20 protein-coding genes are annotated in these 21188 nt (G+C 38.6%); 9 read left to right on the top strand and 11 right to left on the bottom strand.

Going from position 1 to position 21188, the window contains the following annotated elements; translation table 11 throughout:
- Positions 1–63: 63 nt before the first annotated feature.
- The 9 genes from IE867_RS05145 to IE867_RS05105 form a co-directional block, all read right to left on the bottom strand.
- The gene (locus IE867_RS05145) at positions 64–2574 is read right to left on the bottom strand and encodes a hypothetical protein (protein WP_192483713.1); all 2511 of its coding nucleotides are present in this window, start codon (positions 2572–2574) and stop codon (positions 64–66) included.
- A gap of 161 nt (positions 2575–2735) precedes the next feature.
- A complete protein-coding gene (locus tag IE867_RS05140) occupies positions 2736–3113 on the bottom strand; it encodes a RidA family protein (RefSeq protein WP_192483712.1) in 378 nt (125 codons plus the stop codon).
- Between the two features lie 67 nt (positions 3114–3180).
- A complete protein-coding gene (locus IE867_RS05135; protein ID WP_192483711.1) occupies positions 3181–4566 on the bottom strand; it encodes a hypothetical protein in 1386 nt (461 codons plus the stop codon).
- A 16-nt stretch (positions 4567–4582) separates the two neighbouring features.
- Entirely contained in the window at positions 4583–5401 is an 819-nt protein-coding gene (locus IE867_RS05130) for an SDR family NAD(P)-dependent oxidoreductase (RefSeq protein WP_192483710.1), read from the bottom strand.
- A 6-nt stretch (positions 5402–5407) separates the two neighbouring features.
- Positions 5408–5998, bottom strand: coding sequence for a DUF4230 domain-containing protein (locus tag IE867_RS05125; protein WP_192483709.1), 591 nt, complete (start codon positions 5996–5998; stop codon positions 5408–5410).
- 85 nt (positions 5999–6083) lie between these two features.
- The gene (gatB, locus tag IE867_RS05120; RefSeq protein WP_192483708.1) at positions 6084–7502 is read right to left on the bottom strand and encodes an Asp-tRNA(Asn)/Glu-tRNA(Gln) amidotransferase subunit GatB; all 1419 of its coding nucleotides are present in this window, start codon (positions 7500–7502) and stop codon (positions 6084–6086) included.
- Positions 7499–8950, bottom strand: a complete 1452-nt coding sequence (gene gatA, locus IE867_RS05115) for an Asp-tRNA(Asn)/Glu-tRNA(Gln) amidotransferase subunit GatA (RefSeq protein WP_192483707.1) — start codon at positions 8948–8950, stop codon at positions 7499–7501. The genes gatB and gatA overlap by 4 nt, the downstream gene beginning before the upstream one ends.
- 11 nt (positions 8951–8961) lie before the next feature.
- Positions 8962–9249 carry an Asp-tRNA(Asn)/Glu-tRNA(Gln) amidotransferase subunit GatC gene (gatC, locus tag IE867_RS05110; RefSeq protein WP_203368603.1) on the bottom strand — a complete coding sequence of 96 codons (288 nt, stop codon included), beginning with the start codon at positions 9247–9249 and terminating at the stop codon, positions 8962–8964.
- Positions 9250–9308: 59 nt separating this feature from the next.
- On the bottom strand, positions 9309–11624 hold the full coding sequence (locus tag IE867_RS05105; protein ID WP_192483705.1) for a putative bifunctional diguanylate cyclase/phosphodiesterase: 2316 nt from the start codon (positions 11622–11624) through the stop codon (positions 9309–9311).
- Positions 11625–11965: 341 nt separating this feature from the next.
- Between IE867_RS05105 and ubiG the strand changes: the two genes are divergently transcribed.
- The 5 genes from ubiG to IE867_RS05080 all read left to right on the top strand — a co-directional run bounded on the left by ubiG (position 11966) and on the right by IE867_RS05080 (position 16394).
- Complete coding sequence (gene ubiG, locus IE867_RS05100; protein ID WP_203249919.1) at positions 11966–12667, top strand: bifunctional 2-polyprenyl-6-hydroxyphenol methylase/3-demethylubiquinol 3-O-methyltransferase UbiG; 702 nt, start codon at positions 11966–11968, stop codon at positions 12665–12667.
- Positions 12630–13328: an HAD family hydrolase gene (locus IE867_RS05095; protein ID WP_192483703.1), complete on the top strand. Its 699-nt coding sequence runs from the start codon at positions 12630–12632 to the stop codon at positions 13326–13328. Before ubiG ends, IE867_RS05095 begins: the two co-directional genes overlap by 38 nt.
- On the top strand, positions 13304–14071 hold the full coding sequence (locus tag IE867_RS05090; RefSeq protein ID WP_192483702.1) for a hypothetical protein: 768 nt from the start codon (positions 13304–13306) through the stop codon (positions 14069–14071). Before IE867_RS05095 ends, IE867_RS05090 begins: the two co-directional genes overlap by 25 nt.
- 56 nt (positions 14072–14127) lie before the next feature.
- A complete protein-coding gene (locus IE867_RS05085; RefSeq protein ID WP_192483701.1) occupies positions 14128–15072 on the top strand; it encodes a hypothetical protein in 945 nt (314 codons plus the stop codon).
- Positions 15073–15191: 119 nt separating this feature from the next.
- Complete coding sequence (locus IE867_RS05080; RefSeq protein ID WP_192483700.1) at positions 15192–16394, top strand: amino acid permease; 1203 nt, start codon at positions 15192–15194, stop codon at positions 16392–16394.
- Here the strand turns inward: IE867_RS05080 and IE867_RS05075 are convergent.
- Positions 16391–16837: a hypothetical protein gene (locus IE867_RS05075; protein WP_192483699.1), complete on the bottom strand. Its 447-nt coding sequence runs from the start codon at positions 16835–16837 to the stop codon at positions 16391–16393. The genes IE867_RS05080 and IE867_RS05075 overlap by 4 nt on opposite strands.
- Positions 16838–17093: 256 nt before the next feature.
- Between IE867_RS05075 and IE867_RS05070 the strand changes: the two genes are divergently transcribed.
- From IE867_RS05070 to IE867_RS05055, 4 genes are all read left to right on the top strand, one after another.
- Entirely contained in the window at positions 17094–17909 is an 816-nt protein-coding gene (locus IE867_RS05070) for a carbon-nitrogen hydrolase family protein (protein WP_192483698.1), read from the top strand.
- A 21-nt stretch (positions 17910–17930) separates the two neighbouring features.
- Positions 17931–19274, top strand: a complete 1344-nt coding sequence (gene rimO / locus IE867_RS05065) for a 30S ribosomal protein S12 methylthiotransferase RimO (RefSeq protein ID WP_192483697.1) — start codon at positions 17931–17933, stop codon at positions 19272–19274.
- A 129-nt stretch (positions 19275–19403) separates the two neighbouring features.
- The gene (locus IE867_RS05060) at positions 19404–19604 is read left to right on the top strand and encodes a DUF378 domain-containing protein (RefSeq protein WP_192483696.1); all 201 of its coding nucleotides are present in this window, start codon (positions 19404–19406) and stop codon (positions 19602–19604) included.
- Positions 19605–19690: 86 nt separating this feature from the next.
- The gene (locus tag IE867_RS05055; RefSeq protein WP_192483695.1) at positions 19691–20560 is read left to right on the top strand and encodes an outer membrane protein; all 870 of its coding nucleotides are present in this window, start codon (positions 19691–19693) and stop codon (positions 20558–20560) included.
- 33 nt (positions 20561–20593) lie between these two features.
- Here the strand turns inward: IE867_RS05055 and IE867_RS05050 are convergent, their stop codons facing one another.
- Positions 20594–21118 (bottom strand): outer membrane beta-barrel protein, encoded by a 525-nt coding sequence (locus IE867_RS05050; protein ID WP_192483694.1) that lies wholly within the window; start codon positions 21116–21118, stop codon positions 20594–20596.
- Between the last annotated feature and the right edge of the window lie 70 nt (positions 21119–21188).

Genomic DNA, 21188 nt, shown 5'->3' with positions numbered 1-21188 from the left:
GCACGAGCAATCCCACAAGGGGAGAGATGCTTTTTTATAGGTCATTACGTAGCGAGCGAATTATCACACTTGGTTAAAGTTTTCTTCAGTTGTGGCATTAAACTTAAACCCTAGTGTTTGCTCTAATGAGGCAAAAGCATCATGCAGCAGCTGATACATTTGCTGGCGATCATTGCTGTTGTTTAAGTTCAGAATCATGGCACTTGATAACCCATTCTGCTCTATGCTTTTTGTAAATGCTGCATTGGCACTGTCAATACTGATAAATTGATAGTCACTCGCCGTTTTACCATAGGCTAATGTGTGCATACTTTCCGCAAAGACTTTTTGTAATTGTGCAATACTAAAAGCGAAAGAGTTGTTAACTTGCAAGCCATATTGTGCCAGCGTTTGATTGTTGTTAGTTAGTTGATCAATATAGTATTGCACTTGTCGCGGATAAAGAATGAATGTCGTGCCCTTATACCACTGCGGTAGGCTCTTTGGTTTATAGCCATCCGCTAGCGTAGGTAGCTGAAAAGCATTGATATACGCGCTGTCATTTAAGCTGAAGTTTGCCAAGTTTGGCAAATACTGGCTTAATTCTTGCGGATACGCACAAAGATCAATGAGCGTGCCTAGAATATCAGAGTAAGTCCCTGCATTATACGCAGCATTAAGAATCATATCAAAATAGGCAAATTGATTGGTATTTAATGATTGCACACATTTTTTCCAACTATGTACTTGCGGCCCCCACGTTGGGCTATTATTAACCTCGATGCGATTAATATCATTTAAATGAAAATAAGCCGCAGCAAGCGGTCCAAAATAAATATTATCAAGTGTTTCAGGTCCTGTTGAGCCAGTTTGCGCACCATTGTCCTGCGATGCAATGTTATAGCCTAAAGATTTCTGTAGAACTGTATAGTTAATGAGTCCAAGGGATCCAGGAACATCAACGCTGGGTAGGCGTTTAGAGTAGTCATTGAGTTGATATGGTCCGCCTTGGCCTGCGTTAAGTAATTGTTTTCGCGCTGTTTCATTATTGATAAACAATCCACCGGGATAGTTACTAGTACTGATATTCTCCTGCAGAAGTTGTGCAAATAAAGATCCAGCGATATAGTCCTTATCAATAGACCACTCTGGATAACGTGCTTTTATCATATAATTTAGCAACTCTCCCGCAACATAATTAGATAATATCAGTGGTGCAAATTTAGAGTCGCTAAGATCAATTGATTCTGCACTATGCGCATAATCACTCACCGGAAAACCAACGTGATAAGTGATTTTTCCGTAGTTTGACTGTTGATTGACAATATTGACATTAAAGGCATTTTGTTGGGTGCCCGAAGAGGTGTTGAACTGGGTTTTATCAACGCTAGCGCTACCACTTGTGGCATTAACTGACAAAGTGAAACTGTCATTGGCAGGAAGCTCAAGGATTTGTGTGGAGTTGCCTGATGGGATTTGACGCGTGAAATTGAATGTGGTTTTGTAGTTATTATCTTTTAGCGTGAGTGCTAAGGTGGTTTCATGATCGCTAGTAACCGTAAAAGGTGTAATAACTGTAACAAGTGGTGAAACTTGGTAGTGAGGTGTCACGCTAACCTGCTGCTGATTTTGGCTAATACTAACATATTGATCAGTCGCATTGGCAACGTTTTTACCATCGCTAACAGACTGAAATTGTAATGTGTAATCACCATAACTTAGCGATTGAAAAGTATAACTACTATTCCAGTTAAGCACTTTAGTTTGTGCTTGCCCATCGTGTGTAAGCGTTACTGTTGTATGATTGCCAATGCCGCTTAAAGGAGCTGACGGTAGGGAAACTTTGATGCTCCCTTGTTCGCTAGGCGTTGTACATTGATAACTTAAACTTAGCGAGTTGATATTGTCATTATTAATGGTTAAAGCATTGCTTGGTGAGAATACGGCGGTGCAATTGCCAATCTTGTTGGCATTCAAGGTATAGTTACCATAATCTAGATGATCAATTAAGCTGGTTTGATCGGCTGTCCAATTGCTATTATTTAGCGTTCTGATCGGCTCTCCAGCAAGGCTAAGCGTCACTTTGGATGCACCTTGAAGTTGGGCGTTGGATTTAAAGGTAAACCTTATTTTCCCATTTTCACTTACTGGAGCGTCATTGCTAAAAATCTGTGCGTCAGTGATTTTAGCTAATTCAGCTAATGGGAAGTTCAATCCAAATTGAACAGAAAATGATTGATTAATATTTAAGGTTTCATCTTTGTTTTTAGCAATGGTAAAACTTACTAAGCCATTATGATTACTTGGTGGGTTTGAATCGGAGTTTACAAAATTCCAAGTACCCCAAACATTTTGCACTGTGCTATTAGCTTTAAACTGTACCAACGCATCTTTAAGATTAACTGGCTGACTGCAGTGGTTGGTAAATTGAATCTCAACAGCTTTATAATATGTAGCTACATTGGGTTGATCAATGTTGATATTGGCGCTAATACAGTCAATTGGCTGCGGGGTACTCATTGCATAGCTAAAAGCACCTAAGCTTAAGAGAATACTTAAGGCAAGTGATTTTGGTTGTGGCGTTATATTTGTCATATTTAGGTCCTATCTTGATGTTTCCATGGGCAGTATAGAGTATAACAAATAGCAAATAACGCGTAATAAATACGTGATATTGATTGTAATGCATTCTAGAGTATGAGTAACTTTAATTGAATATTAGATGGATTTAGTGGAGTAAAAAGAAACTTAATTGATTAAACCTCAGCAATCGCCTCAACTTCAATTAATACATCTTTGGGTAAGCGTGCGACCTCAACACATGAGCGTGCCGGTGGTGTTACCCCTCGAAAAAATGATGAATAAACCTCGTTAAAAGCAACAAAATCATCCATGTTTTTAATAAAACAAGTGGTTTTAATCACTTTGCCCATGCTGCTACCGGCGGCTTCGACAACGGCTTTTAAATTTTGCATGACTTGCATTGCTTGGAGTGTAACATCACCTCGAACTAATTCACCATTTGCCTTTAGGGCAATTTGCCCTGAGGTGTAGAGCATACCATTGATCTTAACTGCTTGCACATAAGGACCTATCGCTTGTGGTGCGTTATTCGTTTGTACGACTTCTTTCATAAATATTCCTTAGGTTTTTAAGAGCAATTTCATTTTGTCTAAATCAAGCGTATTGTCAACGCGTGCACTAGCACTTTCGTAACGTGAGCTGTGTGATGAAATTAAATATAATCACCAATAGCACAAGAATAAGCAAACTAGACAACAACACCTCTTTAAAAGTCATCATTGAGTAGCGATGTAGCAGCGAGGCAATGCTTAAATAAATCACCGGAATAAATCCTTGATACAAGATATTAAGATATGTGCTTAATAGGGTATTTGTTTGATTTGAATATTGATTGGTAAAGATGATTTGCCTTAGGTTAAACATGACGACATATTCGACAATTGCATAAATAATAAAAAATACGATAACGGCAAGTAATACCCAAGCTATATTGGCTGAACCAATGGTGTAAAAACACCACAATAGCGGCAACATCAACATGCCAAATAAAAAGATATTCTGGCGTATGGTTGCATCAGTTGTTTGGCTTTTCTTGCGCAAAATAAGACGCAATCCGATGATTACGACAATTAATGAAAATACAGGCTCTAATGGATAAACCGCTTGATAAATTTGTGCAAGTTGATCGTTGAACAAAAATAACAACACCGATGACATCAGCACATAAACAACAATGCTGTATTGACTTGCACCATTGACACAGAGCATGACATAGCGTGGTTTGGTTTTGATCGCAATGGCAATACTTAGAAAAACAATAATCACAATGACAAGCGCGTCAGCGATATTATGCCAGCGGTACATTAACGCACCACACAACAGTGCTAATAATGCGCCTATCGCAAAGGATAGTAGGCATTTTAAAAACACCTGTATATTGAAGGACTCAATGCCACGCACAAAACGGAAGTAGTAAAAAACAGCACCACAAATTGAAGTTGCCAAGGTGAAAGGTAACAGCAGATTTAAAAAGGAAAAGCCAACAAATAAAATGGTGACGATAATCCCAAGGGTATTGACGATAAATGACATCAGGTTGTTTTTGATCTCATTAGAAAGTGAATTTTCTGCGACAAGTTGATAACGTTTAGTATGTAATACAACTTGATTACCAAGATACGATAGTAAAAAGAAATGCACCCCCATCGTCATGTACAGTACACCACCGCCAAAGCGTCCAGAGAGTAAAATATAAGTGGTTAACATCAATAGAAATGGGCAGAAAAATCCAACCATTGTTAAGGCATCTGATTTTTGTTTGACGTCTTTGACAAGCTTTTCTGTCAGCATAACGGTAAGCCAAGTAATGAGTCCTAAAATCGCACCAATAATCAACATATCCGAGAAGAAATATAAACGTTCAAAGTTATCTTTAAAAACTTGGTTAAAGCTTGAGATGCTTTCTGCTAATGCGCGAATAGGGACATATACCGGCAAAATACAGAAATATAAAATACTCGGGTGACGTATACAGTTAAGCAAAAAAGCGCGTTGTGGTGACATCGATGGCATTCCTTTATTAAAATCTGCTTAACACGCTTTCAAGTGCGCGACTGGATAACATCCATTTCAAGAGTTTAGCAATACTAGTAAATTTGGTGATGCTATAACGTGGTGCGGGATTTTTCGCTTTAAGGATCTTCTCAACAATCCTGGCTACGGAAATGGCCTCTTCGTTAAATGGTACGGGTTTATGATTACCTGACATCAATTTTTTATAATCACTTAAATGCACCGAGTTTTTAAGCTCAATATTTTTAACGGTTTTCATCGAGTTTTCTCGGATTTTACTGGTAACTGGCCCAGTATTAAGTATGGTCATGTGAATATTAGAGCCTCTTAATTCTTGACGCATCGTATCGACCAAGCCTTCAATGGCATATTTACTCGCATTATATGCCCCTCGATATTTAAGTGATACCAACCCTAAGACAGAGCCATGCTGAATAATCTTACCATGACCTTGCTTACGCATAATTTTGAGCGCTTTGCATGTGATATTATGAAGTGCGAAGAAGTTAGTATTAAACTGCTCTTTAACGTATTTTGTTGGAATATCCTCTAGGGCACCTGCTTGTGAGAAACCAGCATTATTAAATAACACATCTAATGTGCCGCCGGTTTTGTGCAGAATATCGGCCAATGCAGCATCTATTTGCGCATCATCTAACACATCAATCAAGTAAGTTTCAAAGCCTTCGGCTGTGAGTTTTTCAACATCCTCTTGCTTTCTTGCTGAGGCAAAAACGCGATAACCTTGTGTTTTTAAGTATTTCGCCGTAGCGTAACCAATGCCGCCATGTGAGCAACCAGTAATCAATATCGTTTGTTTGTCCATTATAAATTAACTCCAATTAATTTTAACTTTCCAGTCAAATGGTCGATACATTTCTTGTAGTATTTGTGTGATTTGCACTTGTGCTTGTGCGATATATTGAGCACCCATTGCCAATTGACGCATCGATTGCTGTGCCAGCAAATAAGCCTTATCTGGCACTTGATCTTTAGGATCGGTATTGATCACCCCTAAACGTGGAATGACACCAAAGGTGTAGTCTTGTTTGGTAATCAAGTGTGAGCGTTGATGGTTAATCTCAATACTCAACACAGTTGGTAAAGGTAGTTTGATTGTCAGTATTTTGCGTGTTTTATCGATATTGATTTGCAGATGTTCAAGATCAGCACCCAATAAAACCGCAGCATAAATATAATAAGATGCTCGAGTATCAACAAACCAACCTTTATCTTCAAACTGCTCAATTTGGCTAAGTTCTAATCTCAGACTTGCCAGTTGGCTAATCGTTTTGACTTGGGCGATACTTGGGTAGAATTTTGCATTATCACTCGCATTATAATGCTGATAAAACCAAGCGCCACTAGCACCTAATGCAATACAGATCACAATTAAGGTAAGTTTAGAAAAAATACGCATCATAGCACCAATACCACAAATAAAATGATGGTTAAGATTAATAGTATCAAGTGTTTTATACGCACATTTATATCCTTAAATACTGAAGTTATTCATTCAACTTCTTATTTAATATTTCGTTCACTTGCTTAGGATTTGCTTTGCCTCTACTGTTTTTCATAATCTGACCGACAAAGAAGCTCAAGAGCTTCTTGTTACCGGCGAGATAATCTTGCACCTGTTGTGGGTTTTGCGCAAGTATCTCGTCAACCAAGCTTTCAACGAATTCTAGATCATTGCTTTGGCGCACACCGAGCTGATCAATAATAGTTTGTATCGCCTGCGGTTGATCATAATAGTTTTGTAGTACAGTCTTGGCGGACTTTAAAGAAATCTCGTCCTTATCAACACATGCGATAAGCTCAAGTAATATTTCAACAGGCACGCGCTTTGCATCAAACGCGCTTTGTGCGCGATTAAACACAGCTTGCAGCTCAACAGCAACCCAGTTATATGCGGTTTTTGCTGAAATACTTTTTGCCAATGCATCATAGTAATCCGCAACGAGCGGGTTATCCATTAAGAAGTTGATCTCATCGGCATTAAGCATCTTAGCATAAGTTTCACGGCGCACTTTTGGCAATAGTGGCATATGTGAATGTATGCTTTCAATTTCTTCATTAGATAAAATAATAGGTAATAAATCAGGATCAGGGAAATAGCGATAATCAAAAGCATTTTCCTTGCTGCGCATGCTGCGCGTTTCATTATTATCCGGATCATAAAGCCTTGTTTCTTGCGTGATTATGCCACCTTTATCAAGGACATTGACTTGACGCTGATACTCATAATGAATGGCACTTTCGATAAAGCGGAAAGAATTAATATTCTTAAGCTCAGCTCTTGTGCCAAGATTGTCATCTGGTTTACGAATCGATAAATTAACATCACAGCGAAATGATCCTTCTTGCATATTGCCATCGCAAATCCCAAGATGCTGCACCAGTTGATGAAGATCTTTAAGATAACAGATCACCTCCTCGGCACTACGAAAATCAGGGTGTGTCACAATCTCCAATAGTGGCGTGCCAGCACGGTTATAATCTAAACCGGTTTGATCGCCAATAAAGTCATGCACTGATTTGCCCGCATCCTCCTCAAGGTGGGCGCGCTCAATACGAATGGTTTTAATGCCCTTATTTGTTGTAATCTCAAGCTGACCATTTTGCACAATTGGATTATTAGATTGACTGATTTGATAGCCTTTGGGCAAGTCAGGATAGAAATAATTTTTGCGTGCAAAAAAGCTGTTTTTTGAAATTGTTGCATCAACCGCTAAACCAAACATCACTGCCATATCGATAGCTTGCTTATTAACAACAGGCAGCGTTCCTGGTAAGGCGATATCAAGAAAGCTCACCTGTGTATTTGGCTCTTGACCATAAAGGGTCGCCGCATTTGAGAAGATTTTGGCTTGTGTTTTAAGCTGAACATGCACCTCAAGCCCAATGACCATTTCATAACTCATACACCAACTCCTTGTAATAATTGCTGCGGTAAGTGAAATTCTGTTTGACGTTGAAATGCACAGACTGCTTGCAATAATAAATGATCTTGGAAATTATTGGCCATCAGTTGCGCACCAAATGGCATATGCCCAATCTGTCCAATAGGAAATGAAATCGCAGGTGCTCCTGTTAAATTAGCAATTAATGTATACATATCCGACAAATAGGTCGTTACAGGATCTTTTTGTGCACCTAGTTTTGGTGCGGTCGTTGCTGCTGTTGGCAGAAGAATCATATCAACATCTTGATAGATCATATCAACATCTTGTTTTAATTTAGCACGCACCTGCTGGGCTTTGTGATAGTAAGCATCGTATTGACTGGCTGCTAATACATAATTACCAATGACAATGCGACGTTTGACCTCGGCACCAAAACCTTCTGTGCGACTATTAATGTATAGTTCATCTAATGTGTTTGCATGCTCGCTGCGATAGCCATAACGCACCCCGTCAAAGCGTGCTAAGTTTGTGGCAGCTTCTGCCGGTGCCAACACATAATAGCTTGACACAGCAGCTTGTAAATCAGGCAGTTGGATGTCTTTGATCTTCGCACCCTGCTTTTGGTAAATGGCAATACATTCCTGAAATAGTGCTTGTGCCTCAGCTGAGAGCTTTGATAATAATTGCTCATCAACACCAATGGTTAGGTTGGTCAAATCTTGCTGTAATGATTGAGTAAAAAAATCCGGATCGGTTGCAATACTCGTGCCATCTTTTTCATCCTTACCGGACATCGCTTGTAACAAATAAGCACAATCCTCAGCATAATGCGCCAACACACCAACCTGATCAAAAGACGAACCGTAAGCCACCAAGCCATAGCGTGATAAAGTACCATAGCTTGGCTTTATTCCTGTAATACCACAGAAGCTAGCAGGTTGTCTTACTGATCCGCCAGTATCACTGCCTGTGGCAAAGGGGGTGAGTCCTGCGGCAACGGCGGCGGCTGAACCACCAGAAGAACCACCTGGGACATGATGTAAATCATAAGGGTTTTTAGCAGCACCAAAAAAGCTATGCTCATTGGTTGAGCCCATACCAAATTCATCCATATTCGTTTTACCAAGCAGTGTCATACCCTGATTTTTAAGCTTATCGACTATTGTGGCATTAAAAGGAGATTGATAATTGCTTAATATCTTTGATCCACAAGTGGTAGTCATAATATCAGTGCACAGATTATCTTTGTGTGCGATAGGAATTCCAGTTAACAGTGTTGCCTTGCCCTTGATAATTAAATCATCCATTTCTTTGGCATATGCTAAAGCCTTAGTTTCATTGACTGATATAAAGGCGCTTAATGAGTTGTTTTTATGTTTTATCTCTTTTAAATACGTTGTTGTTAACTCAACAGCACTTACACTTTTGTCATCAAGCTTTTGACGCAATGTTTTTAAAATACTCACGAAACTTCCTCTTATTCAATGACTTTGGGCACGATGAAATGCTGGTTAGTAAACTCAGGAGCTATACGCTCAAAGTCTGCTGTATGATTTTGCATTTGAGGCGTATCATCACGCTCTGGATAATGACTTAGCAATGGTGAAATCATGGGTTTGATATCATGCGTATCCACTAACTTAAGATGATCAAATAGATTAAAAATATTATTTAGATCATATTCAAATTGTGCCAACTCTTCCGGCTTGGCGCTGAGTTTTGAAAGCATAAGAATGTGCTTTAATTCCTGCTGCGAGATTGCCATTTACTGGTTTCCAAAGCGATTTTTGTTATGAGGCTTATCATATCATCGTTAAATGATAACTAAAACAATTGATGATGCGGTTTGTGCTCGATAAAGTGAGTTGCATCATAGGCTGACAATGGCATGCTGAAATAGTAGCCTTGAATATAGTCACAATGCAATTTCTTTAGTAATTGATATTGCTCAATGGTTTCAACCCCTTCAGCAACCACAGTACTCCCTAAACGTTGACTCAAATCGATAATGCTTTCGACAATAAGCTTGCTATTGATATTGGTTAACATGTCATCAATAAAAATTTTATCAATTTTAATGTTATCAATCTGTGCATGAATCAAATAACTTAACGAACAAAACCCCGTACCAAAATCATCGATGGATATTTTAAATCCCATATTTTTAAGGGTATTTAACACTTGCGATGTATTATCTAAATTTTCCATAATCACCGTTTCGGTGACTTCAAATGTAACATATTCACTGGGGATAGGCATTTGCGCCATCAAGTGCTCTAAAAATGCCAACAAAACGGAAGGGTTATTGATTTGTACGGCTGAGAGATTGATTGAAATGCTTGGTTTGTGAGTGATTGTTTCATCTTCATGCCACTGATAAAGTTGGTAAAATGCTTGGCGAATTACCCATGCACCTAGCTCAACAATCAGCTTAAGCTCCTCGGCAACAGGGATGAATTCACCTGGTGACACCTCACCCAAATAACGATTATGCCAGCGAAGCAATACTTCAAAATGCATTTGTTGTTTATCATTTAAATGAATGATGGGTTGAAACATAAGGTAAAATTCATTGTTTTTTATCGCATTAGCTAAGTGCTTACCCAGTTCAAGTTGACGGAAATAACGTGCACCCATACTTTCATTAAAGATACAATAACTGTTGCCACCGGCTTTTTTACAGTGTCTGATTGCCATATCGGTATATTGCATTAATGTCTCACGATCACTCGCATGCTCTGGCGATATTGCTGCACCTATGCTTGCTTTAAGGCTAATCGGGTAATCGTTGACTAAAATTGACTGGTGAACAACTGCAAACAGGTGATTGATTACTAATTTGACGTCATCAAGTGTGCGAATATCTTTAAGCACAACAACAAACTCGTCACCGCCAATGCGCGCAACAAAGTCACTTTTGCGCACACTGGACTTTAAGCGTGTGGCAATCTCACGTAATACAACATTACCGAAATAGTAGCCAAAGCTGTCATTGATGTTTTTAAAATGATCTATATCAATATGTAGTAAGGCAACTTTCTTATTATTAGCTGTCTCGTCTATAAGGATTTTTTCAAATACGCTTTCAAAATGCCTACGACTTGGTAAGGAGGTATGCTCATCTTCATTTAACAACTGATAAAATCGACTGTTCTCAACAATGACCTTATTGAGCATCGGGCGCAATAAAAGATATAACAATAAAATGAAAACAACAACGAACCCAAGAACTGTCAATGGGATATGTGATAAATTTCGCCAGACACTTGAGGCAACTGTTTTTTTGTTGACACCCAACGCCAATACTTGCTGCCCATTAATGCGCTCAAAGTAGTATTTTTTATCTTGGATCAAGAGGTTGGAATGTTTTTGTGTTTTTAATTGTGTTAATACTTCATTTGGCAATGTTGTGAGGTTGTTGGCAAAGCCTGAGCTTACTGCCTGCCATGAGCCACCAATCTTGATAAACCAATAAAAATCACGCTTCTGTGTCAGATTTTCAGACTCAAACTTATTCAATAGCTTACTTAAGTCGAAATAAAGTCGATCGTAACCAATAATTTTTCGATCTTGTCCAGTTTGTGTGTAAACTGGACTTGTTAGGATTGCAGTTAGCTCATCATTGCCAATGACAAACGTAAGTGCCTTCTTATCAAATCTTTGATGTTGCTTGGTACCTACTTCAACCAGTAAGTGTCCATTGCTTTCAAAGCGTTGTATTGATTGTAACGCAACACTCGAGACAAGGGCAGATGCCAAAATTTGTCTTAAGGCATTAACCTCGTCGATAATCGCATCACCATATTGATATTTGCGCTGGATTTCCTCGGTAAGCCATGCCGCTTGTGTTCGACTACTTATTTGTAATGCAACGCTTCGTGCTTCTGACAAAGACAGTTGAACTTCTGTTTCATAGCCGTCTAACACTTCCTCATAATAATGATTAATTGTGCGCTGTGTTTGCTGATAAAAAGGATAAAATGATAAAACAAAAACAGTTAAAGATGCCAAGATAAGCAAAACAATAGCGCTGATCAAGACACGCCAAAAAATTTTTTTACCAATGAGTTTATTGATCTTGCGTTCTTCATTGATTCTTTTAGCTTTTTTTGGCTTTGTAAGTTTTTCAAATATCTTCAAAATCCATCATCCTTGTCGCTGCCAGTTACCATTACTTGTATCGTTTTCCCAGTATTGCGCTAATAATTTATTTTTCGAGCAATCAGCTAAACATTTCATATATACTAATAATCGAAAAATTAAGTTGCAGCAACGATTACCTCTCCCCATGCGGGAGAGGTCGTGCAGCTTAAGCTGCGCGGGTGAGGGGCAATTGAAGCTCACTTTATTTTTTATCATCTACATAGCTAATTTCCTCGTTGTAAGCTATTTGGTGATTTGGTAATTTTTTATATCACAACAATAGCGCGGTTTGTTATGATGACGTAAGTTCTAACACAGCAACCTAGAAGCAATAAATTATCATGAATGTTGATCAAGCTGAAATTAATAAATTTAGTGCATTGGCGCACCAATGGTGGTGTGAGGATGGTGAGTTTCGCACATTACATCAAGTCAATCCCTTGCGTGTGCAGTTTATTGAAGAATGTGCAGGCGACTTGGCGCAATTAAGTATTGCCGATATTGGTTGTGGCGGTGGCATTTTGACAGAAGCAATGGCTCAGAAAAATGCAAACGTTACGGGTTTGGATCTTGCTGAAGCCTCTTTGAGTGTTGCCAAACTTCATCTATTAGAGTCAAAGCTTGCCATTCGCTATTTAAAAGACTCAGTTGAAAATCTAGCACAAGAGGAGCCGCAAAGCTTTGATATTGTCACCTGCATGGAAATGCTTGAACATGTGCCTGACCCTGAGAGTGTGATTCGCTCATGTGCAGAGCTCTGTAAAACAGGTGGTTGGGTGTTTTTCTCGACGTTAAATCGCAATCTAAAATCTTTTGCGTTATCCATTGTCATGGCGGAATATGTCATGGGGCTTATCCCTAAAGGCACGCATGAATATAACAAGTATATTAAACCACTGGAGCTGATTAATACTGCCAGGAAATATGGACTTCGAGCCACTAAAATCAAAGGTGTACATTATAACCCATTAACTAAAAACCTATCTTTAGGAGGTAATGCTGATGTTAACTACATCGCCGCATTTACCAAGGAGTCCTAAATACCCACTTGATTTATTATTATTTGATCTTGATGGCACCTTACTTGACTCATCAGATGGCATTTTTGATGCGATTAAGCATGCCTTTATCTATCATAATCTAGAGATTGACTTTAATGCTGACATGCTAAGGCAGCATGCCGGTCGCGGTGTTGAGTTTCTATTAAAAAAAATTAATGAGCAGCTTACTCGTGAGCAATTGAATACCTTAAAGCATGATGCGTTTATGCATTATCAACAGCATGCAGCAGATATGACGCACCCCTTTATTGGTGCGCATGAATTAATGAATACTTTACATGAGCAACGGATTAACTGGGGAATTGTTACCAGTAAGACGCGTAAACTAACTGAAGCTGTAATTGCTAAAGTACCACAATATCAGAATGCTAAGATCGTGATTTGCGCGGATGATTTATCTTATAAAAAGCCGCATCCTATGCCAATCATACATGCACTTAAAACGCTTGATAAAATGCCACAGTATTCAGCTTATATCGGCGATACCAAACCAGATATGTTAGCTGCCAAACACGCACATTGCTATCGCATTTTTGCTGATTATGGTTATGAAGCAAATGCGATGAATGATGATGACTATGATTTGAAAATCTCAAACTTGGAGCAATTACGCCAGTGGATTATCTCTACGCTTGTCTAAGCAAAAACACCCCAGAAGCAGGGTCTATTTATTACTATGCTTATCGCCATTGCTCGGAAGATAAAACAAAAGTTCTTTATGCCTTGGATCAGTTAAAATATCAATGGCTGAAAGCATCTGAGCTATATTCAGAACCCTATCCTAGTCTGCAAAAACTGCAATGGTGGCAACAGACTTTAACCAATCTAAAGGATCGTCGTGACCATCCGTTATTGACTATTTTGTATCAGAGTTTTGAGTTTGATACATTACAAGAATGTTTATCAAGTGACTTGGATTATGCCTTACAAACGATTGCTGAAGGTCGCAATTATCAAGACTCCCTTGATCTAAGTGAAAGCTTCCTTGGTATTGCTAAACTTAAAGCACATGCACTTCAGCTTAATGAACTAGAGCAAATCAAAACATTAAATCATATCGATGAGTTATTGCGTCACATATTGATGATAGGCAAACATTTTTCACGCAATATTATCTTGAACGATACACTCACGCCACAAATTACGAAAGAAAACTTTCAGCAAGTAATGGATAAATTCATGCAATATATTCATACGTTGAAACAAAATTTAAATCTTACAGCGGCGCAAATGAAACAACTTAAACCTTTGATTGCATTGCATAAACAGCAAATGCTATGCGTTAAAAAGTTTATCAAAAAAGTGGATAATCCTTTTACCGAGAGTATTTATGTTTCGTCGTTTGCATTATTATTTACAAGTGTATCTGCATCAAAACTTTAACCTGTGGTGTTTTTCTTATACAATCATATGTAATTTAAATCTGTTGCATTGCTGCTATGAATAGAAAACATTTAATCTTATTGCTGAGCTTAGTGGCTAGCCATGGTGTATTTGCTAACGCTAATCCATCCAAGTCGTTAGATAAGAATGATCCCTTGCCGGTTAAACCTTTGCTTAAAGATTTACTTATGCAAAACCAACAAACGCTTAACCACCTGATGAGTGAGGTGCAAGCATTGCAAAAGACAAGGCAAAAAGATGTGCCAAACACCCCCAAAAAAGTGGAGAAAACTGATTCACCAATGGATCGTGAAGCGATGAATAGTCCGATTTTCTTACCCGGTGGCGCACCAATGCCGGAAGGGTATAAAAATCGATATAAAGATCAACAAAAGCAACAACAACCAAGCACACAAGACAATAAAGATAAATCTGCAGATGATGCTGCGCAAACAAAAAATCAAAATAATGACAGTACGAGTAGTAGCTCATCCAATTATAACAACCCTTATAACAATTACTCTGGTGGTTATTACCCATCTACTTCAACAAGCAACCCACTATTACAATTTAGCCCACAACAGGAAAGCTATACTTATACCATTGCTAACATCAATAATAATGCCGATGGAATTTCCCCATTTAATGAAGCATCAAGCAGCAATAGCATTAAGATTAGTTATAATTTATCAACCTATAACCGCATTTCATTTTGCACTTCAAGCAGCTTTAGTGATTGTAACCAAACATTTAGTCTACCCGTAACAATTACTGATAAATCAACGATTACTAATATCAGCTACACACCCCAAACAATCTCCGGTCAGCCAAGTGGTAGTAAATATTACATTGCCAATTTATATGTTCAGTTGACTAACACTAATAATGCTAATAGCAAAAGAACCTCTACAATATCCTTTCCGATTAATTGCACTGCACAAAGTGATGCAAATGCTAATTTAAGCTGTTCAATTACTAATACAGTGAGTGTAGGCGTGTAATTGTAAGCAATATGGTTACCCTTAAACAACGAAACCATTAATCAATGACTAACAACATTGCTGAAGCTTTGATTCATCGTTACAATGCCTGAACCTTAGATTATCCATTAGAAATAATTATGTCGTTATCTTCACGCGGATTTGGCTCTGCTATGATCATCACTGGCACAAGTGTTGGTGCGGGGATGCTTGCCATTCCTGCTACAGTTGCTGCTTGTGGCTTTTGGTTAGCAAGTTTGCTCTTGATCGTTGTTTGGTTTGTTATGATGCTCACCGCTTTGCTGTTAGCTGAAGTTAATCTTGCCATGTCAAATGGCACGAACTTTAGCCGTATGGCACATGCAACTTTAGGCAAAACAGGACAACTTATTACATGGGTTTCATACCTATTATTACTTTATTCGTTAACAGCAGCTTATAGTGCAGGTGGCGGCAACCTTGTTGCCAGTGGTTTAAATAGAGTAGGACTATATTTACCTAATGCAGTAAATAGTGCGATTTTTATTTTGATTCTTGGTTTTTTTGTCTATATTGGCACGCGTGCCGTTGATCATGCCAATAAGGCATTAATGCTTATTAAATTTCTGGCATTCTTCGCCTTTGTTGTTGCGATCGTGCCAAGCATTCAGCAGACTTTGCTTGATGTTGAAACACGTTCATTCAATTTTATCTGGATTACATTCCCGATTTTAATCACCTCCTTTGGTTTTCATCATATCATTCCAACACTGCGCAGTTACGTTAATTCTGATCGTGCAACTTTACGTAAAGCCATTATTTTTGGCAGTTTTATTCCCTTAGTCATTTATCTTCTATGGGTCTTATGCACACTTGGATCGATTCCTATCTATGGCTCTGAAAGCTTCCAAAGTATCATTCAAAGTGGCAATACCTCGGCAGGGATTGTTGGCAGCTACCACAGTACACATATTGGTAGCTTTGCCTATTTATTTGAATCAGTTGCAATAACCACCTCCTTTTTGGGTGTCACTTTGGGACTGTTTGATTTTAACCGTGATACATATCGGCTACAACGACCAACACATATCAATAAAATAGCTGTTTTCGTGATTACGTTCTTGCCTCCATTTTTATTTGCTGTTTTTTATCCTCAAGGCTTTATTATTGCATTAGGCTACGCCAGCATTTTTGTTGCAATTCTATTAATTGGATTGCCCGCTGCAATGACTTGGGTTATTCGTACGCGTCAAAATAAAAACCACCTCCTAAGCAAAACTTATCTTGGGATTATTTTACTAATCGCTGGCGCGATGATTCTGCTTGAAATATTAACGTTATTTAATGTATTACCAACACTCTAATGCAACGTTCTGTTCTCACTACTCAAGACCATATCGTAACTATAGCTATTGGTTTTTCCGAGTTCTTCATCAATGAAGTCTTGCCAGTTAAGTAAATCATCGATTTCACCTTGAACCGCAATAAACTGTTGATATTCGTCAAGGTAATAATCCAAAGCTTCATCAAAATCGGTTTGATGATCTTTGGCATACATATATAGCTGGTAGACTAACTCCATTTTTTTGTAGAATTCATCGAGTGTTAATGCGGTAAACACCTGACGTTGTTGCCCTTGGTAAAAGACATTCACCGCATAAAGGACAACTTTTTTCTTGTCATCAATGCAGCATTGCGCTTGTACGTTATAGCCGAAATAAGATAAAGCTAATTCAAAATACTGACAGCAACTGTCGAAATGAATGCGTTGTTGCTTGGTAAACAATTGATCGATTGACGTAGTCATAGCGCATCCTCCTATTGTTGGTTAGCCGCATGGCCCTGCGCCGCCTGTTAGCCCTATGCTTCCAGCGCAGCTAACACCTTACCTATCCTTAGTATAGCAGCATATTAAAATACGCAACCCCCTTTTTTATCTTTTTTATCTTTTTTATCTTTTTTGCTTTTTTACAAAAAAATATCTTAATGCGCGCTTAACTACTGCTTTATTGTTGCTTGATTGAGTTATATACTACCCCCATAGCTTTAAGGACAGCAGGGATATGATGACAAAGATTGCAATCGCTCAAATCAATGCATGTATGGCAGTTGGCGTTAACTTGCTTTGCTTGAAACGGATGATTGAGCGCGCAGCTGATAGTGGTGCTAAACTGATTATCTTTCCTGATCGCTGTGCACTGTTGTCAATGAACTCATCAGACTATGAAATCAATAAAGAGATTCTCGGCGAAGGACGTATTCAAGATTATCTACAGAAATTAAGTCATGATAATAATATTTGGATTATCGCCAGCGGCATCCCCATTGTGTCAGAGTACAGCAAAGAAAAATACTATTTAGCAAGTGTCGTTTATAATAGTACTGGTGATTTATATGAAGTCTATTATCATTTGGCGCCCACCCTGCCTTGTGCCTTTCAATGGACGCATAGCTTACTACAAGATCAAGAATATGGTGAAATGGTTAAAGTGATTAAAACACCGTTTGCCAATATTGGTTTGATTTCCACTTACGATTTATTTTTGCCTGAAGTTTTTCGCTACTTGAAGAAACAAGGTGCCGATATATTCGCAGTGAGTGCGGCATTTACTCAAGATATGGGCGCGCATGCTTGGATGACACTTCTTAAAGCACGTGCGCTTGAAAACAGTAGTATGATTCTTGCTGCTAATCAAAGTGGCATTCATGAGGATGCAGATTTGCTTTTTCATGGCAATAGTATGGTTATTGATCACAATGGACAACTTGCGCAGCGCATCGAAATGGGAGAGCAATTACTCTATGCCGAGATTGATACAAAATATTTTAAAAATATTTGTTTTGATCAAAATCCATTCCAGTTACAATACCGCAGATAAAATTAAGCTCAAGGTATTTATATGCAGGTAACCATGCCAAAAATTGGCTTTGTCAGCTTAGGCTGTCCTAAAAATTTAGTTGATTCTGAACGTATTATTACAAAATTAAAAACCGACGGTTATGAGATCGCTGCTGATTATAGCCATGCCGATTTGGTCGTTGTAAACACCTGCGGTTTTCTAAACTCGGCTATTGAAGAGTCGCTTGAGGCGATAGGTGAAGCCCTTGATGAAAATGGCAAAGTCTTAGTGACTGGTTGCTTGGGCAAAAAATCAGACATGATTCGTGAGAAGTACCCTAATGTTTTGGGTATTTCAGGTCCTCAAGATTATGAGAACCTTGTCAAAGCCGTACATGATAATCTGCCGATTGAACATCATGCCTTTACTTCACTGGTCCCTGCTCAGGGTATAAAACTTACACCAAGGCACTATGCGTATCTTAAGATCTCTGAAGGATGTAATAATAGCTGCACTTTCTGCATTATTCCCGATATTCGCGGCAAGCTAAGCTCACGTAAACTTGATGATGTCATGCTTGAAGCAAAACGCCTTGTTAACGCAGGTGTCAAAGAGCTCTTGGTCATCTCACAAGATACTAGTGCTTATGGTGTTGATATCAAATATGCTGAGGCTAAATGGAATGATGAAATCTACCAAAGTCGTTTTATCGATTTAGCGCGTGCCTTATCAACCTTAGGTGTTTGGATTCGCATGCATTATGTCTATCCTTATCCACATGTTGATAAAGTGATTTCCTTAATGGCTGAAGGTAAAATCGCACCTTATTTGGATATTCCTTTTCAACATGCCTCGCCACGTATTTTAAAGCTGATGAAGCGTCCTGCAAATGCGACAAACACGCTTGAAGCGATTAAGCGTTGGCGTGCGATTTGTCCTGAGCTTACCATTCGCAGTACATTTATCGTCGGCTTTCCAGGAGAAACCGAAGAAGACTTTATGACGCTATTAAACTTCCTAGAAGAAGCTGAACTTGATCGCGTGGGTTGCTTTACTTATTCTGAAGTTGAAGGTGCTAAAGCCAACGATTTACCTGATTTAGTTCCAGAAGAGGTTAAACAACAGCGCCTTGAACGCTTTATGACAGTGCAATCAAAAATCAGTGCTAAACGGTTGCAACGTCATATTGGAACTATTCAGAAAGTTATCATCGATGAGATTCGTCATGATGAGAATATTGCATTAGCACGCACACAATACGATGCACCAGAAGTTGATGGTGTTGTCATTATTGAAGATGTTAATCATCACAAAGGTATTGCCAAAGGTGTGTTCGTAAACGTTGAGATTTTTGCTGCTAATGAGCATGATCTATTTGCAAGATTGAAGGCGAATTCGCAATAAACTTCTATAGCTAAAGCAATGAAGCACTGTTTTTTATATATTAATTAAATTAAAATCGCAAACAGGTTAGGTTGTTTCCAAAACAAAAACCTGTTTGTTTTTTATTAATAAACGCCATAAGGAGATATTATGCGCTTTTTAAACACATTACTGATGCTACTGACGATTATCGGCGGCTTCAACTGGTTTACTTCATCGGTTTTTAACTTCAATATGATTACTAGCATTTTCCATAGCTCACCAACTTGGCAAAAAATCGCTTATGTGATTATTGGCCTTGCATCACTGTACTGCTTAAGCTTATTAAAACAAATTTATAAAACCAAATAATCCAGAAATTCGGCATAATCCGTTTGAGCTCGTTATCTATTGTGTCTATACTCTAGAAAATTATGCGATATGGAAGCTATCTTATTATGTGGAAAAAAAGCATTGTTACTTCACTATTAGTGACTTCGTGCTTGGGTGCGGCGTTGGCGGATGATGTCTCTCTGCCTTCGACAAATTTTAATTTTGATGTCAAAACGGTCTCCTCAGACTCGACCTATAAACCAATGTTGGGTTTTGTCGATCAAGGTAAAACCTATATTAAATTTCCACCAACGGTAACAAACCATAATATGCCGTTGATTCTAGTCGATCAGCTAGGTGATGGTGATGCACCGATTATTTCCTGGGATCAAGGCTATGTTGTTATTAATCAGCCATCAACGCATGTTAAGATCTATAACCCGCGCACGAAGAAACTTATTTATGATCTAACTTTCCCTGATCAGTTTAACTATAGCAAAGTACCACCTTCACCAAGAATTTTGCCTTATGAGTTTGCCGGATTCTTTATGGGTGCCACAGTTGGGATGTCCAATATTGGCAGCAAAGGCAACTCAGCCTCAGGTGGATTAAAGGCTGGTTATGATTGGCATTTCACCAAAGGTTTCTTAGCTGGTTTTGAGCTTGGCTTTAACTATGATGGTAAAGTCTCAAAAGATTCGGTAGATTATAAAAGTTGGAATATAAATGCAATGCTTAGAGCTAAATATCTATTCCAATCTGGCTTTAATGTGACTGGCAAGGCAGGGGTTGCTTATGTTAGAAACAGTCAGTCAACACCGACTGGCCAAGCGACAAACGGCATCGGCAATAGTATTGCTCCGCGTATTGGCGCTGAGGCTGGTTATCTATTTACCAATGGTATTGGTTTAAATCTGGAATATGATCACCTTTTCTCAAACTCAAAAGTACTATCCGTCAATACTTTACAAGTCGGTATTTCTTATATTTTCTAACGCTTCAAGGGACCAAGGGATTCATTAACACCACTAGAAATAATGCACAAATCCAATATCAAATAGATTCATTGTCCCGCTAGTTTTTGCTGGGATGATATTGCGATAGTTTGCGGTTAAAGCAAAGTTTTGACTTAATGTATAAGCCACACCAACACCAACATTTGATGCAAACTCAGTATGCACCATACTAAGTTTGCCAACGCCAAAAAGTACATAAGGTGTAAAAAGCGTTTGTGTTGGTATTGAAAACACTACATCAGCTCGTGTATAAGTACTAAATTTTGTACTTTGCGCACTGTCTTCACTCCGCGCTGCAAACAGAATACTGCCCGCCTTAATTGAAAAGTAAGGACTAAAACTATATCCAAAGCTAAACGTTAACTCTGGCGATGTTTTATATCCTGTGCCACTATTTGTTAACACACCAACCGCAGGCGCTAAAAAGAAACCAGTACGTGTTGCTTGCTCATTTTGTGTTGACTGACTATTTGCATAGCTACAGCTTGTCACCGCTAGTGCGCCAGCAAAAACATAAGCGAAAATCTTTGTACTCATAACAACCTATCCTTGTATATCAATTTAAAGAACAGGCGCCATTGTGCATATAAAGGCTCATTAAATCAAG

Source organism: Cysteiniphilum marinum, from assembly GCF_014857925.1.
In the GTDB taxonomy this organism is placed as follows: domain Bacteria; phylum Pseudomonadota; class Gammaproteobacteria; order Francisellales; family Francisellaceae; genus Caedibacter; species Caedibacter marinus.
The sequence above is the reverse complement of the archived record's forward strand: the minus strand, read 5'-3'. Positions and strand labels throughout refer to the sequence as shown.